The sequence below is a fragment of the Kiritimatiellia bacterium genome (assembly GCA_025054615.1).
Taxonomy (GTDB): Bacteria; Verrucomicrobiota; Kiritimatiellia; order CAIVKH01; family CAIVKH01; genus JANWZO01.
Genome location: JANWZO010000004.1, coordinates 81,791 through 96,827 on the forward strand (window position 1 = coordinate 81,791; position 15,037 = coordinate 96,827).

At 64.0% G+C, this 15,037-nt stretch carries 10 protein-coding genes; 1 reads left to right on the top strand and 9 read right to left on the bottom strand.

The genetic code is table 11. From position 1 onward, the window contains the following. Positions 1-3: 3 nt before the first annotated feature. The 3 genes from NZ740_02970 to NZ740_02980 are packed head-to-tail and all read right to left on the bottom strand — an operon-like array spanning position 4 to position 4,777. The gene (locus NZ740_02970; GenBank protein ID MCS6770971.1) at positions 4-1,158 is read right to left on the bottom strand and encodes a glycosyltransferase family 4 protein; all 1,155 of its coding nucleotides are present in this window, start codon (positions 1,156-1,158) and stop codon (positions 4-6) included. Beyond that, the gene (locus NZ740_02975) at positions 1,155-2,516 is read right to left on the bottom strand and encodes an ankyrin repeat domain-containing protein (GenBank protein MCS6770972.1); all 1,362 of its coding nucleotides are present in this window, start codon (positions 2,514-2,516) and stop codon (positions 1,155-1,157) included. Before NZ740_02975 ends, NZ740_02970 begins: the two co-directional genes overlap by 4 nt. Continuing rightward, positions 2,513-4,777 carry a serine/threonine protein kinase gene (locus NZ740_02980; protein MCS6770973.1) on the bottom strand — a complete coding sequence of 755 codons (2,265 nt, stop codon included), beginning with the start codon at positions 4,775-4,777 and terminating at the stop codon, positions 2,513-2,515. The genes NZ740_02975 and NZ740_02980 overlap by 4 nt, the downstream gene beginning before the upstream one ends. 102 nt (positions 4,778-4,879) lie before the next feature. Here NZ740_02980 and NZ740_02985 point away from each other — a divergent pair, with 102 nt between their 5' ends. Further along, positions 4,880-6,094 (top strand): YihY/virulence factor BrkB family protein, encoded by a 1,215-nt coding sequence (locus NZ740_02985; protein ID MCS6770974.1) that lies wholly within the window; start codon positions 4,880-4,882, stop codon positions 6,092-6,094. Positions 6,095-6,121: 27 nt separating this feature from the next. Here the strand turns inward: NZ740_02985 and pgi are convergent, their stop codons facing one another. The 6 genes from pgi to NZ740_03015 form a co-directional block, all read right to left on the bottom strand. Next, complete coding sequence (pgi, locus tag NZ740_02990; protein ID MCS6770975.1) at positions 6,122-7,741, bottom strand: glucose-6-phosphate isomerase; 1,620 nt, start codon at positions 7,739-7,741, stop codon at positions 6,122-6,124. A gap of 255 nt (positions 7,742-7,996) precedes the next feature. Further along, positions 7,997-8,527, bottom strand: coding sequence for a hypothetical protein (locus NZ740_02995; protein ID MCS6770976.1), 531 nt, complete (start codon positions 8,525-8,527; stop codon positions 7,997-7,999). Beyond that, on the bottom strand, positions 8,524-11,799 hold the full coding sequence (gene mfd, locus NZ740_03000) for a transcription-repair coupling factor (protein MCS6770977.1): 3,276 nt from the start codon (positions 11,797-11,799) through the stop codon (positions 8,524-8,526). Before mfd ends, NZ740_02995 begins: the two co-directional genes overlap by 4 nt. Positions 11,800-11,862: 63 nt before the next feature. Further along, complete coding sequence (locus tag NZ740_03005; protein MCS6770978.1) at positions 11,863-12,060, bottom strand: hypothetical protein; 198 nt, start codon at positions 12,058-12,060, stop codon at positions 11,863-11,865. A 51-nt stretch (positions 12,061-12,111) separates the two neighbouring features. Next, on the bottom strand, positions 12,112-13,878 hold the full coding sequence (locus NZ740_03010; GenBank protein ID MCS6770979.1) for an ABC transporter ATP-binding protein/permease: 1,767 nt from the start codon (positions 13,876-13,878) through the stop codon (positions 12,112-12,114). Beyond that, positions 13,875-14,963, bottom strand: coding sequence for an HlyD family secretion protein (locus NZ740_03015; GenBank protein ID MCS6770980.1), 1,089 nt, complete (start codon positions 14,961-14,963; stop codon positions 13,875-13,877). The genes NZ740_03010 and NZ740_03015 overlap by 4 nt, the downstream gene beginning before the upstream one ends. Between the last annotated feature and the right edge of the window lie 74 nt (positions 14,964-15,037).

Genomic DNA, 15,037 nt, shown 5'->3' on the forward strand with positions numbered 1-15,037 from the left:
CGATCAACCTCCCCGAGCCAGGAGGGAATAGGACTCGCGCAACGCTTTGCGATAAGCCTCGCGGCTGTGCCGTTCCGAAGCGCGAGTGGCCGCTGCGGCGCCGAGCCGCTGCCGCGCGGCGGGATCGCGCGCCAACTCCGTCAACGCGTCGGCGAGGGCTGTCGGTTCCGGATCGACAAGGCGCGCAACCGAATCATCGAGGACTTGGGTGTGCGACTCGATGCGCGTCGCGACAATCGCGCGGCCCGCTGCCAGATACGAGTAGATCTTCATCGGCGTGTTCACGCCCCGAAGGCGCGGCGATACGAGGATATCGGCCTGCTGGAGATAATACATCAACCGTTCCAGCGGACGGGGACCCAATAAAAAAGCGCGCCCGGCCAGCCCGAGCGAATCTGCACGCGCCCTATAATTGGCAACATCTTGCTCGCGTCCCCCGATGATGACCAGTCGAAGATCCGGATCGCTTGCCGCGGCGAATCCTTCGAGGAGAAGGTCAACTCCTTGGTAATGTTCCAGGTTGCCCACGTACAGCGCGAGGGTCCCTCGAATGCCGAGCCGTTCACGCAGGGGCTCGGTCTCCGGCGGCACGGGCGGGAAATCCATCGCCATGTCATGGAGCAACACGCAGGGCTTGCCGGGCGCATGCCTCTCCACCTTGTCGGCGAGGGCTCGACACACAGGCAGGACAAGGTCGGCGGAGCGGATCGCGTATCGCTCAAATGCGTACAGGATTGGCGCCACTAGGCGAAGCCACCCCCATTTTTCAATCAACTGGTCCGCCATCGACGAGTCCATGTCGTAGACCACGCGCGCGCCGATGCGCGAGGCGAGGCGCCGCGCGAAAAAAATAGACTCCTCGCAGGCGTGGACGACGTCATAGCGCGTTTCGCGGACAAGCCGCCCGGCAAGCTGAAAGAGGCCCGCATCGCAGCGCAGTTTGGCGACGGAAAAACCGATCGGCACGCGCTGCACACCCCGAGGGCGGCGAGCCCGAAAAATGCGGACGCCGGGCACCGAGACGTCCCGCCCAAACGGAAAGGTGACAAGGTCAACTTCATGGCCTTCCGCGGCAAGCGTTTCCGCAACCCACTTGACGGCAATCGGCGTGCCGCGCTCCTCGTAAAACGGCTGGGGGGCAAGCAAAAGGACTTTCATCGCAGCATGGCCCGAGCTTCGGGCATCAAACCCCATGCGCCGAGGCGGGCCCGCCGTGCCTCTTTCTCAAGCCGTTTGAGGGTTTGTTGCTTGCGGGAGTCCCACGCCCCCTCGACCCACATGCCGTGCGGACGGGCAAGTCCCTCGGCGACGAGCAACTCGTCAAGGTCCCCATTCTGCGTGATGACGAAACCATAGTAACGGGGAAGCCGACTGTTGCCCTTGGCATCTTCCCATCGCGTCACCACCGTGAACGGGCCACTCGTGAGCAGGCGCTCGGTGAATCGTGAAGCCTCTCGCCCCAGCCTCAGCACGTCGGCGGGATCAACGTCGAAATATTCGGCCTGTTCGCGGATTCGTTCCGCATAGGTCTCCTTGGTCTCCGGACAGTCCACGTAATACAACCGGAAAATAAATTCCTTCCCCTCATGAAGGACATGAAACGAATCGCCATCATTGCCGCCTCGGCGCAGAAGCCGGCATCCCTCCAACACGGTCCATCCCGGTTGGCCTCTTATCTCGTCTGCGATGGAAGCCGTTCTGTCCGGGGAACCGGCCGCGATATGCTCCCCTCGTCGGAGAATCGGCGGTGCCTGGCCCGCGAGCGCACGGGCCAGCGCCTGGTCTTCGGGAACGAGATTCCGAATCGAAATTTGAACCGTTTGTCCGTCATTTCGGCGCAGCACGACCCAATCGAGAACCATCTGGATGAATTCCGCGTTGACGCGCTCGCCCGAGGCGCTCGTCCAGACCCGAAAAGTCTCACCGGTCAGGAGGGTCTGCATTTCTGGCGGAGCTGCCTGAGGAGGCAACGGCTCAGGCGGCGCGGCGGGCGGTGAAGCCGCCGTAGGACGTAGCCGTTCCGACAGCCAGTCGGCAACCTGATGGTGACCCATCAGTGCGGCGATCTCCGCTGGAGTCAGTCCGTTTTCGTCCAGCGCCTCGAGGTCAGCGCCGCGTCCGGCCAAAAACTGAACGGCTTCGAGGCGACCGTCGCGCGCGGCCGCGTGAAGCGGGGTGAACCCAAACTTGTCTCGGGTGTGCAATCGGCCGCCCCCATCGAGCAGAGCCTCCAGCACCTGGACATGTCCTGCGAATGCGGCTGCGTGTACGGCGGTCGCGCCATCGTCGTCCATTTCGGTCGGATCCGCACCCCGCGCGAGAAGGGATCGGATCGTTTCCAGATCTCCCTGTTTGGCAGCTTCGTGAAGGGTGAGGGACGGTTTCTTCGGCTCGACCTCTATCGAAGAGTCGGAACGCGGCTTAGGTGGCGCGGCGGGCGGCGGTACGTCGCATCCCGCCAAGATGCTCACGAGAGCCAAAGGCAGGATGGTTACGAAACGCGACGCAGCCCTCAACGCGCTTTCTCCAGCCTAGCCAGGATCAGGTTGGCCACCGGTTGCGGAAGGTAAAGCGCGGACCGGTATTCACACCGCCCTGCAAAGCGGCTCATCGGTTCCAAATCCGTCAATTCCGTCTGAATGATCAGAACGCCGTCGCGCGAGGTTACGCGATGCGCAACCTGCAACTCGCGCCACCGGACGATCTGCCCGAGAACGAGGTCGTATACCCGCCATTTCGGTGAAAATTCACGGCTCTGAAATTCGCTGGGCGAGGCTACGTCGGTGAATAACTGCAGCGCAACAACCTGGTTGGCCGCATCGGTCACGAGGTAGGCTTGGTCAAATTTGTCGCCGAATTTGCCGCGCAGCGTGTAATAGTTGAAACTTCGCCACGGATAGCCCGGCGTCTCCAAAACTCGCCGCACCCCCAGCGGCGCACCCAGCGCGCGGGCGGCCGCTTCCGCCGGCATCAGGTAGGTGACCTGGCTGGCAAGCACCAGTCCTGGCCTGGGCGATGTATCGACCTCCGGTCGGCCGTGCGGCCCAAGCAGGACTTTGAGGTCCTCCCAGATGGCGGACGGTCCAAGAGCCACTTTATTCCACGTCGGCGAGAGGCGAAGGCCGCCGGCTTCCTCTGAGGGATGCGCGGCCTGCGCGGCGGGGCCCGATGCCGACATCTTTCCGACGCGGTCCGCGAGGGGGACCGGCGATTCATCCACCAACGTTGACTGGCGAATGTCTGACAACAGTCTGTACGCGTTCTGGAGGTGCTCCTCAATTTTTGCGGCCGGGGGCGCGCGATCCTTGCAGGACTCAAAGGCGTTCACGGCCTCCCGCACCAGGGACTCTGCGCGAGAAAGGGCGGACCTGTCCGACCGCGTGGCCTGAAAATTCTGGTAAAGCTCAAGGGCCTGGTTGAACGCGCGCGCACCCTTCCGGAACACTTCGTCGCGCCATATTCCGTGCTCATCGAGTTCCGGTTCGGCGGCCTGAGGCTGGGGTTCCGGCGCCGCCTCGATTTGCGGCGCGGTTTCACTCGCGGCCGTGCGGGCGGGCTCCGGGGCAGCCTTATCCGCCCCGACCGCAGCCGCAGCCGCGTCCGGCTCCGGCTTGGCGGTTGAAATGGCTTCGGAAAGGGGCCGAAACCGGATCCGAAGGGGCAGCCCGCTGAAGAAAAAGACATAGACCATCGCTCCGATGACCAAGAGGGCGAAGGTTTCAAACAGTATCCCTCGCGAACTGGAGCTTTTCGTTGGCCGGTCAACTCGGAGCCGTCCTGCCGATGTTGCGGCCGCATCGGACTTTATCACTACTTTTTTCTTGGGAACGGCGCGGACCACGCCGGGAACCGTTTTGGCCGCCACCGCATCGCGACGAGACGAAGGAACTCGCTTCGTACTGCGGGCCACGGTGCTCTGGCCGGGCTCGGGAAGCGGATCCCGCGGCATACGCCCTTGGCGCACCTCGGTGAGATCCTCGAGAACCACGCTCCAATATGCCGGCCTGAACGCGCGATCTTTCACCATCATTTTCTCGATCAGCCATGCGACGGGCTGCTGGAGGTCGGCGACGATTTCCACCGGATCGGGGAGAAAATCCGTCACGTGCCGGTCCATCGCGCTGCTGCCGGGGCTGCCTTCGAAGGGAATGCGCCCGGTGACCATGTGGTAAAGCGTGGCGCCAAGCGAGTAAATGTCGACGCGGCAGTCCAGGTCCTGAACGCCCTGGGCCTGCTCCGGAGCCGTGTAGTTCGGCGTCCCAACAATCTTGTCGGCGTCCAGTTTTTGCCGCTGCAGCCCGATAAATCGGGCAAGCCCCAAATCGGTCACCTTCACGGAGCCGTCGGCAGCGATCATCAGGTTGTCGGGCTTGATGTCGCAGTGGATAATGCAGTCCTTGTCCCACGCGTAGGCCAGCGCGCGCGCGGCTTGCTCAGCAATATCCAGTGCCTCGCGCTCCGGAAGGCGCCCGCGCCGCATGATCATTTCACCCAGCGAGTGCCCCTCCACGAATTCCATGACAATAAAAGGAATGCCGTCCGACTCGCCTGCGTCGAAAACCTGAACGATGCCCGGGTGGCTCAACCGGGCGGCCGCACGCGCCTCGAGTTTGAAACGCTGCCAAGCGTCCGCATCGGGCAGGTACGCCGGAGACATGGCCTTGATGGCGACCAGCCGATCCAACGAAAGCTGGCGGGCCTTCCACACCGTGGACATCCCGCCTTCGGCAATTTTCTCCAAAATTTGGTAGCCTTGTGGCTGAAACGTTTTGCTCATGGGTCAACCGAAATCTATTGTCGAACCAAACAGCGCTCAAGCGGAGGAAGCGCTTGACGAACGCGTCCTTCCCCCAGGGAAACTCGCCGCTACAGGAGGCTCATGAATCGATCCCCGGGTTCAAGTCCCGCCTTCGCGACCGCGGTCCTTGTCGTCCGCGAGTCTCTAAAATCGTTCTCGCGAAACCGCGGCCTCGAAAGCGCGGCCACTCTCGCCTTTTATGCCTTCCTCTCACTTCCGCCGTTGCTACTCCTCCTTTTCATCCTGCTGGGCCGCGTCGCCGGAAAGTCGGAGACGGCGACCCTCGTTATCGCGGAGGCCATCAAAGCGCTCTTTCCCGCGTTTGACCATGACATCCTTTCCGAGCTCGCCGCGCTTGCCCAGCGGCAAGCATGGAGACTGGTCAGCATCGTCCTGCTCCTGTGGTCCATGACGCCATTTGCCGGCGCGGCTCGACACGCGGTGGTCGCGATCTTCAAGGGTGAGCACCGGCCGGCCTTTTTCCGGGAAAAGGCCATCGACCTGGCGGTCGTCTTCGCGTTGTTGTGCACCTTCGTAGGGCTTGCGGCGGGCCGCCTTCTGCTTCCGGCGCTGCCGGGCGGGTCCGGATTTGCCCTGCTGCGGGCAGCGGTGTCATTCGCGGTCTCGGCGATGATCCTCGCTCTTTTCTATCGCGCATTTGCGCCGGTGCGGCTGCGCGCGGCGGAAGCCCTGGCGGGGGCCTGCGCCGCGGCGCTTCTCCTCGCAGCGCTGCGGCCGGCCTTTGCGGCGATGCTGCTCTACAACCCGAACTACGGCTATGCCTTCGGCTCCCTCAAGGCGGTCTTCCTGGTTGTGGTCTGGGCCTATTACTCCTTCGCCGTGCTGCTATTCGGCGCGGAAGTGGCCGCGAACACCCGCCGACGCGATGCGCTGCTGCTCCGCGGCTTCCTCGGCGCGGGTGGCGGTAACGCCCCATCCCCACCTCCGCGGCTGCTCGAGCGGTTCCTGCGTCGGCCCGAACCGGGAACGGTCCTCTTCCGCGAAGGGGAGCCCGGCCACGACATGTATTTCGTTCGGAGCGGCGCCGTGCGCCTGACCCGGGGCGGCGTCGAACTCAAACTGGTGCGCGCGGGAGACTACTTCGGCGAAATGTCGATGCTCCTCGGCGCGCCTCGCAGCGCGACTGCGGAAGTCGCAGAGCCCGAGACAGAACTCGTCGTGATCGCCTCCGAACACCTCGAGACCATCCTTCGAGAAAACCCTGCCGCTGTGCGCCGACTCCTCACCGACATGGCCGTGCGCCTGCAGGAAATGAATCGCCGAGTGGCGGGATGAGGGCGGGGTCGGTCGCCCCACCACGGTTCAGCGGAACCGCCGGTAGTAGCGAATCAATGCATTCGTGGAGCTATCGTGCGCGAGAGCAGGCTCCTGCTCCGCCATCAGCTCCGGCAGGATCCGGTTGGCCAGCACCTTGCCGAGCTCCACGCCCCACTGGTCGAATGAGTAGATGTCCCAGATCACGCCCTGCGTGAAAATCTTATGTTCGTAGAGCGCGATCAGTTGCCCGAGCACGCTCGGGGTCAACTGCGGCGCGAGAATCGTATTGGTCGGGCGGTTGCCCTCAAACGTCTTGTGCGGCACCAACGGATCGGGCACCCCTTCCGCGCGAACCTCCGCCCCTGTTTTGCCGAAGGCCAGCGCCTCCGTCTGCGCAAAGCAGTTCGCCATCAGCTTCGCGTGATGGTCCCCGATGGGATTGTGTGATCGGCAGAACCCGATGAAATCGCAGGGAATCAATTTGGTCCCCTGATGGATCAGTTGATAGAACGCATGCTGACCGTTCGTGCCCGGCTCGCCCCAGATAATCGGGCCGGTCTGCCACTCAACCCGTTCGCCGGACCGCGTCACGCTCTTGCCGTTGCTCTCCATGTCGCCCTGCTGGAAGTAGGCGGCGAACCGATTCAGATACTGGTCGTAGGGCAGAATCGCATGGCTCTGCGCGCCGAAGAAGTTGTTGTACCAAATCCCGAGCAGCCCGAGGATGACCGGCATGTTTTTCTCGAGCGGCGCCGTCGCGAAGTGGCGGTCCATCAGGTGGAACCCGTCGAGCAGCGCGTCAAAATTCTCCGGGCCGATCGCAATCATCAGCGGCAGCCCGATCGCCGACGTCAGCGAATAGCGGCCGCCCACCCAGTCCCAGAAGCCGAACATGTTCGCCGTGTCGATGCCGAACGCCGCGACCTTTTCCGCGTTCGTCGAGACGGCGACAAAATGCTTCGCCACAGCCGCCGGATCGCGCAAACGGGCCAGCGCCCACGCGCGCGCGGTCTCCGCGTTCGTCATCGTCTCCTGCGTCGTGAACGTCTTGGACGCGACGATGAACAGCGTCTCCTCCGGATCGAGGTCGCGCGTGGACTCCACGAAATGCGTCGCATCCACGTTTGAGACAAACCGCACCGTCAACGATCGGTCGCTGTACGGCTTGAGCGCCTCATACGCCATCGCCGGTCCGAGGTCGGAGCCGCCGATGCCGATGTTCACGATGTTCCGGATTCGGCGACCGGTGTGCCCGCGCCACTCGCCGGACCGAACCCGCCGCGAAAAGTCCCGCATCCGGTCCAGCACCGCGTTGACCTCCGGCATCACGTCCTTGCCATCGACGAAGATGGGCGTGTTAGAGCGGTTCCGCAGCGCGACGTGCAGGACGGCGCGGTTTTCCGTCCCGTTGATCTTGTCCCCGCGGAACATCGCGGCAATTTCCTCGCGGAGTTCCACCGCTTCGGCCAGCGCGAGGAGCAGCTCCATCGTGCGCTCAACAATTCGGTTTTTTGAATAGTCCAGGTACAGGTCGCCAACCTGCAGTGAGAATTTCTCCGCACGCTGCGGGTCCGCCTCGAAGAGCTTGCGGAGGTGGATGCGCTTCATCGCGCGAGCGTGCGAGCTGAGTTTTTTCCATTCCGGCCGGTCGATTAATCGGGTCATGGGACACTCCTTGTTTCCACACCGCCAAATTTACAAGGAATGGAAGCCCTAAAAAAGTTTTTCCATGCCATGGAAACTCTCGTCGCCGTTTTTTCCATGCCATGGAAATTTCGGAAAAATTTTTTCCATGCCATGGAAATTTTTCGGACGATTTTTCCATGCGATGGAAATTTTTTGGGCCGTTTTTCCATGGCATGGAAATTTCGCCGCGCTGGGTTTGTCAGCGGCGGGCCGAGGGGCGGTTTCGCTCACAACTCAGCGGGTGGTGCGCCAGCGGGTTTCGTTGTGCCGACGCTCGAGCGCCAGGAAGGGGTGGCCGGGGCGCCGGATCTGCAGGACATAGCCGGTACCGGTTGCTCGGTAGGCGTCTGGGAGGCGCAGCAGCCAGGGGAGCGGCTCGGGATCCTGAAGCTCCTCAAGCGAGGCGGGATAGGTGCCATGCCGCTCCGCATGGGCGGCGAGGGCGTCGATGAGGCGTTCGGCCCGGGCGCGCGCATCCTCGAAGTCGGCGCGGTGTCGCGCCTCGAGCACCGGCACCGTGGGAAGGGTCGCGAAACAGACAATAGCCGAGAGAACGGACATCCGGATCGACAGCCGAGCGGCCGGGTCGGGTCGCGCCTTGTTGAAGGCTTGCAAAATGGCGGCGAGCACGAGCAACAGCACGCCGAGCAGGACGGCGCTCACCCATACCACGCCGAGCGGCATGAAGGTGTGGCGGCCCCACACGTAAAACAGGGCGTTGGCGGCGGCAATGGCGAGCGCGGTCCCAAACCAGGAGGGCTTCATTGGATATCTTTCTTCCTCGCGGCGCGGGCCATGGCGAGGAGTTCCTGGAGTTTCCCATCGGTCGTCGCGGCTCGCAACCGGGGAAATCGGCCGCCCGGCATCAGCCAGAGATCGGGACCGAAGGCCATCATGACCTTGTCACCCTCGACCTCGATGGACCGGATCCCCTTTCTCGAGGCGACGATCCGAAGGCGGGCGAGCTGGAACACGCGCTGCGCGGCGGGCGGCAGGCGCCCAAAGCGGTCGGCGACGTCACGCTGCACAGCGTCGAGCTCGTCCACCGTCGCGGCTGACGCGATCTGGCGGTAGACGCGGATCCGCTGGGACTCGTCCTCGATCAGCGAGGCGGGCAGCGCGGCGGCGCGGTCGCCGTCCGGCGACGAGGGGGACAGATCGATGAAGTCCAGTTTCAGGTCGCATTCGACGACAGGGGGCGGCGCCTCGCCCTTCAGCGCGGAGATGGTTCGGCGCAAGAGCTGACAATAGAGCTCGAAGCCCACGGCGGCGATGTGGCCGCTCTGCTGGGGCCCGAGCAGGTTGCCAGCGCCGCGGATTTCGAGATCGCGCATGGCAAGGCGGAAGCCGGCGCCGAGGTGGGAATAGCGCCGGATGGCTTGGAGGCGGCGGCGCGCGTCGTGGAGCAACTGGCCGTGCCGCGGCAGCAGAAAATAGGCGTAGGCCTTGCGCTTGTACCGGCCGACGCGCCCGCGCAACTGATAGAGCTCGGCGAGCCCGAAGCGGTCCGACCGCTCGATGAGGATCGTGTTGACGTTCGGCAGGTCGAGGCCGCTTTCAATGATGGTGGTGCAGAGCAGCACGTCGAAATCGCCCCGTGCAAACGCGCGCATAATGGCCGCGAGCTCGTCCTCCGGCATTCGGCCGTGCGCGATGTCGATCCGCGCCTCCGGCACGAGCCGCTCGAGCCACTCGCGGACGCGCTCGATCGAGTGGACGCGATTATGCAGGTAGAACGCCTGCCCCTCGCGGTTGATCTCCCGCAGGATCGCTTCGCGCACGACCTCGTCGGAGTGCTCCACGATGATCGTCTCGACCGGCAGTCGCTCCTGGGGCGGTGTCTCGATCGTGCTCAGATCTTTCGCGCCGCTCAGGCTCATGTAGAGCGTCCGCGGGATCGGCGTGGCGGTGAGGGTAAGGACATCGACCATCGTATGGGTTCGCTTGAAGAATTCCTTGTGCGCGACGCCGAAACGTTGCTCCTCGTCCACGATTACAAGCCCGAGGTCCTTGAAAGAAACGTCTCCCTGCAGCAGCCGGTGTGTGCCAATGACGATGTCGACGGAGCCGTCGGCGATTCGGCGCACGATCTCGGCCTGCTGCGAGCGCGTCTGGAAGCGAGAGAGCATCTCGATACGGACGGGATAGGCTGCCATACGCGCGGAAAAGGTGTCGAAGTGCTGCTGGGCGAGGACGGTCGTGGGCACGAGCACGGCGACCTGCTTGCCCGCCATCACGGCCTTGAACGCCGCGCGCATGGCCACCTCAGTCTTGCCGTACCCGACGTCGCCGCAAACGAGCCGGTCCATCGGTCGCGGCGATTCCATGTCGCGTTTGACGTCGCGGATCGCGCGCTCCTGGTCCTCGGTTTCTTCATAGGGAAAGGCGGCCTCGAATTCGTGCTGCCAGGGCGTGTCGGGCCCGAAGGCGAAGCCGGGCAGCACATCCCGTTTGGCCTGCGTTTCGAGGAGCTGGGCGGCGAGATCCTCGACGGCCTTTTGAGCGGCGGCCTTTTCGCGCGCCCACCGTTTGCCGCCGAGCGCGTGGAGTTCCGGCCGAGCGCGGCCCGCGCCAACGTAGCGGGTGAGTAAATGCGCCTGGCTGACCGGCAGGTAGAGTTTCGCGCGGTCGGCGTATTCGACCACAAGCGCTTCTTGACGCCGTCCGGCGATTTCGACGTCAAACAAGCCGAGGTACTTGCCGATGCCATGGTCCGCGTGCACGACATAGTCGCCGGGCTGCAGGTCGCTCCATTCGGCGATCCGCTCCCCCGCGGCGCGGCGCGGGCCGCGGCGGCGAGCATGCGGGTCGTAGCGGCCGCGCCATTCCTTGCGGCGTCCATAAAAGTCCTCTTCGCCGAGGATCAACAGCCGGGCGTCGGGAATGGCGAACCCCTCGGAAAGCCCGCCCTCCCTCAGCTCGAAGGCTTCGGGCGGCTCCAGTTGGCCACCGTACGTCTCCATGAAGCGGCGCCGCGCGCCGTCCGTGGAAAAAAACAGGCGGATGCGCTCGCCCCGGCGGGCCCTGGCATTCAACTCGCCGACAACGCGCACTCGTTCCCGTTCGATCTGGTCGGGCGCCGTCGCAGCGGAGAGGTTTGGCGCGCCGTCGAAGGGCTGGAACCCCAGCCGCTCGGCTCGACCGGCAGCGGACTCGGCAAGCGCCAATTCAATTGTGGCAAACGGCGCGGCCCGGGCTCGCGCCTCCGCGTGGGACAGCGCGATCGTCTGGGCGCCGCACTCGCGTACCATCTCGTCGTACAACGCAGCATGGTGGTCAATGCTTTCGACATCCACCCACAGCAGCGACGCATCCGGGGGCAGGTGTTCGAAAAACGACGACTGCATGTGCTCGGGCCGCTCAACCGCTGGCGCGAGACGGACGGACTCGAGGGGAAATTTCGATTTTTGGTCGGCAGGGTCGAACGCGCGGATCGAGTCGATGACCTCGCCGAATAATTCGACGCGTGCAGGCCATTCGCTGACGGGCGGCCAGAGGTCGAGGATCCCGCCGCGCAGGGAAGCCTGGCCCTTGGAGGCCACCTCGGGGGCGAATTCGTAGCCCAGCGCCGCGAGCGCGCGCAGAAAGTCCGCAAGCGAAATTCGCTGCCCGATTTTCAACTCGTCGGCGGCTTCTCTCAGAGACGCAGGCGGAACGGTTCTGAGCATGAGGGCCTGGACGCAGGTGGCGATCACGGCGGGGGGTCGAGGGCTCGACAGGGCGCGCAGCGTGGCGAAGCGGTCGCCGATCAGATCGGCATGGGGCGGCGCGCCGTGACCCGGCAGCGATTCCCAGGGCGGGTAATAGAACAGGACTCCTGGCCGATTTCCGCCGAATGTCTGCAGATCGCGAAACAACCGATCAAGCGTTCGCGGACCGTCGGCCACTGCCACGATGAGGCGTTGAAACCTCTCGTGAAGCGCCCACGCGAGCCACGCTGGAGCGGCGCCCGGGGGAATCAAAGCGCGAAACGTCCCCCCTAGGCGGAAAAATTCCGCCCAGCGTTGTACATCGCGTTCGGGAAGGGCGAACTCCATCGGAGTTCCCCATCAAGGTAGGGTCGAATGGCGCGAAGTCAAAAGGCAACGGTGGACCGTTCGTCAACCGGACCAGCGCCGACGCACGCTGGAAAGCGAAGCGGATCGGGTGTGGATGATGAGCCGGACCAATCGGTTTCCGGCGTCATATTCCGCATCAATGCGCTCCGACGGCGCGCCGGTCACAATCGAGACGAACTGCGGTTCGCGCAGCCGGATTCGGCGGCGGATACGAAGCCATTGTTCGGACCACGCAATCATCTCAAAGCACTATATACACGAACCTCCGCGCATGCGTAAACCTCCGCGTGCCTAAGCGACCGGCTCCTCTTCGGCCGTGAGGGCGTGGGCGGTGAGGAGGTCGAAGAAATAGCCCCCTTTCTTTCGCAACTCTTCGAAGGTCCCCTGCTCGATGATCCGACCCTTGTCGAGCACAACGATACGGTCGGCATTCCGGATGGTACTGAGCCGGTGGGCGATCGTGATGACGGTGCGCCCGCGGCCGAGCCGCTCGAGGGCCTCCTGAACGAGGCGCTCACTTTCGTAATCGAGGGCCGATGTGGCCTCGTCGAGGATCAGGATTCGCGGATTGCGCAGGATCGCGCGGGCGATCGAGAGCCGTTGCCGCTGGCCCCCGGAGACCATCACGCCGCGCTCGCCGACGATGGTGTTGTAGCCGTCGGGCATTTTCTCGATGAACTCGCTCGCGTTCGCGAGACGGGCGGCCTCGCGGACCTCCTCATCGGTCGCATCGGGTTTGGCAAACCGAATGTTCTCGGCCACGGTGCCGGAGAGCAGAAGATTTTCCTGGAGGACCACAGCGCATTGCTTGCGGAGCCAGCGCATATCCAGTTCCGATTGGGGCACGCCATCGATGCGAATTTCGCCGCTATCGGGCCGGTAGAGGCCGAGGAGCAGGTAGGTCAGCGTGCTCTTGCCGGATCCGGAGTGGCCGACCAGCGCAATATGCTCACCGGGCCGGATGTGGAGGGAGAGGTCGCGAATCACGGGGCGGTGCGCGCCGGGATAGGCGAAGGTCACCCGATCGAATTCGATCTCGCCCCGCAAGGAACCGAGCTTTCTGGTGCCGCGCCATTCCTCGACGTAGCTGGAATCCAGAAGCTCCTTGATGCTGCGATAGCTGGCGGCACCGACAAAATATTGCTCCCCGATGACCGAGAATAACTGCACCGGCGACGTAATGATCGGCAGACCCGCCATGAACGCCATCAGGGTCCCGAGGGTCATCGAGCCGTCGATGACGAACCACGCGCCGCCCGCGATCACCAGTAGCGACAGGAACTGGCTCGACGCATATGTAAAGGTCCCGAATATGGAATTCAGCGCGGACAGTTCAACGCGGACCCGTGAGAACGCTGCGCTGTGCTCCTCGAGCCGCTCGGTCACTTGCCGCTCCTCGCCGAGGCTCCTCACCAGCTTCAACGCCGTGATCACCTCGCTCGCATGACCCGTAAGCCGTTCCTGCGCGATCCGGTTGCTCTCGTTGGTCTCTTTCAGGCGGGCATGGAACAGCGAGCGGATGAGGACCAGGATCGGGATCATCAGCAGCACGACCACCGAAAGCTGCCAATGCAGCGCCACCAGGATCAGCGTAATGCTCAGGCTATAGCAAATGTTGGGAAGGAACTGGTTGAGAATTTGATGGAGCGCCGTTTCCACCTTCTGCGTGTCGAGGGTGTACTTCGCGAGCAGCCGGCCGCTCCGCTCGCGATCCAAATAGCCGAAGCTGAGGAAATGCAGCTTGTTGAAGATTTCGCCCCGCAGCCCCGCGATCAGGTCGGCCAGCTCCCGCGAGATCGCGTAATTCCCCGCGACAGAAAACGCGTAGTGGAGGAAGAGGAGCCCCACGAAAATCAGGCTAATCGCCGCAACGCCCGACGCCGAGCCGGTCTTGACGTGCTCATCGATGATAAGCTGGAAGAGCCACGGACAGGGCGCGATGACCACGCACCGGAGGATCGCGAGCGTAACACCGCGTGAAAAACGCCGCCGCTGCTCGAGGAGGTAGTGCAGCAGCGTCGGAGCCTGCAGCGCGTTAGAATCGCGAAGTGCCGTCATGGCGTCCCCCGCAGTTCTGCGCGCGCGTTTCGCCACATCAGCTCAAACAGCGAACGCCGCCCGAGCTGCAGCCGAACGTCGAGGCTGGACCCCAACACCAAGGGATGGGGCGTATCCCCGACGGCAATTTCGACCTCGTATAGCGGTTGAGCGGCTGTCGAGTCCGCATCTGGCGCCACGCGAATCACAGAGCCCCGCACGGGGCCCTCGAGAAACGAGTCGAAGACCCGCGACTCCATCAGCGCGGGCGTTCCAGCGCGCACCAGGTCGACGTTCCGCTCCGGGATCCTCGCTCGGACGTGGACCGGTCCGCCTGTCGGCGCCACCTTCGCAAGCTCCATTCCCCGAGATACCGACATGCCGGGATGGCGCGCGAATAGTGCGACAACTTGACCGTCGATGGGGGCGCGAATCACGCGGGCTGCCCTCAGCGAAGCGACGAGATCGCGCTCGCGCCTGAGCAGAGCGAGCGCGCGGGCAAGCCGGTCGCGCTCTAGTTCCGCCTCGCGCCGTTCAAGCTCGGGCAGCCCCCCTTCCAACCATCGGGCGAGAACCTCCGCCTCGGCCAGCTCAATTTCCGAGCGCAGGCGCTCGATCAACTGGCGACGTGCCTCAAATTCCGAAACGCTCTGCTGCTCGACCCCGCGAGTCAGATTCGAGTGGATCTCCGCATAAATCGCCGCGATATGCCCAAGCCGCTCCCGGCGGGCGGGCGCGGCTGCGACCTCGAGCGCTATCGGGCGGATCTCCAGGCGGCGGAGCGCCAGATCCTGTCGCGCCAGAGCCGATTCAGCCTCTGCAATCGCCCGGTCGAGCTCAATTTCCCGTTGCACAAGGTCCGTCTGATCCAGCTCGAGGAGCGGCTCGCCGGCGCGGACAACCTGGCCGAGCTCCACATGGCGCGCCGCGAGGACGCCGTCCGCCGGCGAAAAGACCCGCCGCTCATCCGGCGAATAAACCTGACCCGTCGCCCGAACCGACACGTCGACCTTCAACAATGCGATGCCGGCCACGACGAGCGCTGCCCCGATGACGGCGCTCAAAAACACGGACGACGGCTTTCGATTTTCGGTCGATGGATTCACAAACTATCAAGAATAGCACAGGTTCGCCCGGCCCACCAAATTCGCCGACGGAAATGCTTTGAAACGGCGAACCT

Bases quoted from the DNA above. Each gene is read 5' to 3' on its own strand.
- NZ740_02970 (MCS6770971.1), bottom strand. From the start codon at position 1,158: ATGAAAGTCCTTTTGCTTGCCCCCCAGCCGTTTTACGAGGAGCGCGGC.
- NZ740_02980 (MCS6770973.1), bottom strand. From the start codon at position 4,777: ATGAGCAAAACGTTTCAGCCACAAGGCTACCAAATTTTGGAGAAAATT.
- NZ740_02985 (MCS6770974.1), top strand. From the start codon at position 4,880: ATGAATCGATCCCCGGGTTCAAGTCCCGCCTTCGCGACCGCGGTCCTT.
- pgi (MCS6770975.1), bottom strand. From the start codon at position 7,741: ATGACCCGATTAATCGACCGGCCGGAATGGAAAAAACTCAGCTCGCAC.
- NZ740_02995 (MCS6770976.1), bottom strand. From the start codon at position 8,527: ATGAAGCCCTCCTGGTTTGGGACCGCGCTCGCCATTGCCGCCGCCAAC.
- mfd (MCS6770977.1), bottom strand. From the start codon at position 11,799: ATGGAGTTCGCCCTTCCCGAACGCGATGTACAACGCTGGGCGGAATTT.
- NZ740_03005 (MCS6770978.1), bottom strand. From the start codon at position 12,060: ATGATTGCGTGGTCCGAACAATGGCTTCGTATCCGCCGCCGAATCCGG.
- NZ740_03010 (MCS6770979.1), bottom strand. From the start codon at position 13,878: ATGACGGCACTTCGCGATTCTAACGCGCTGCAGGCTCCGACGCTGCTG.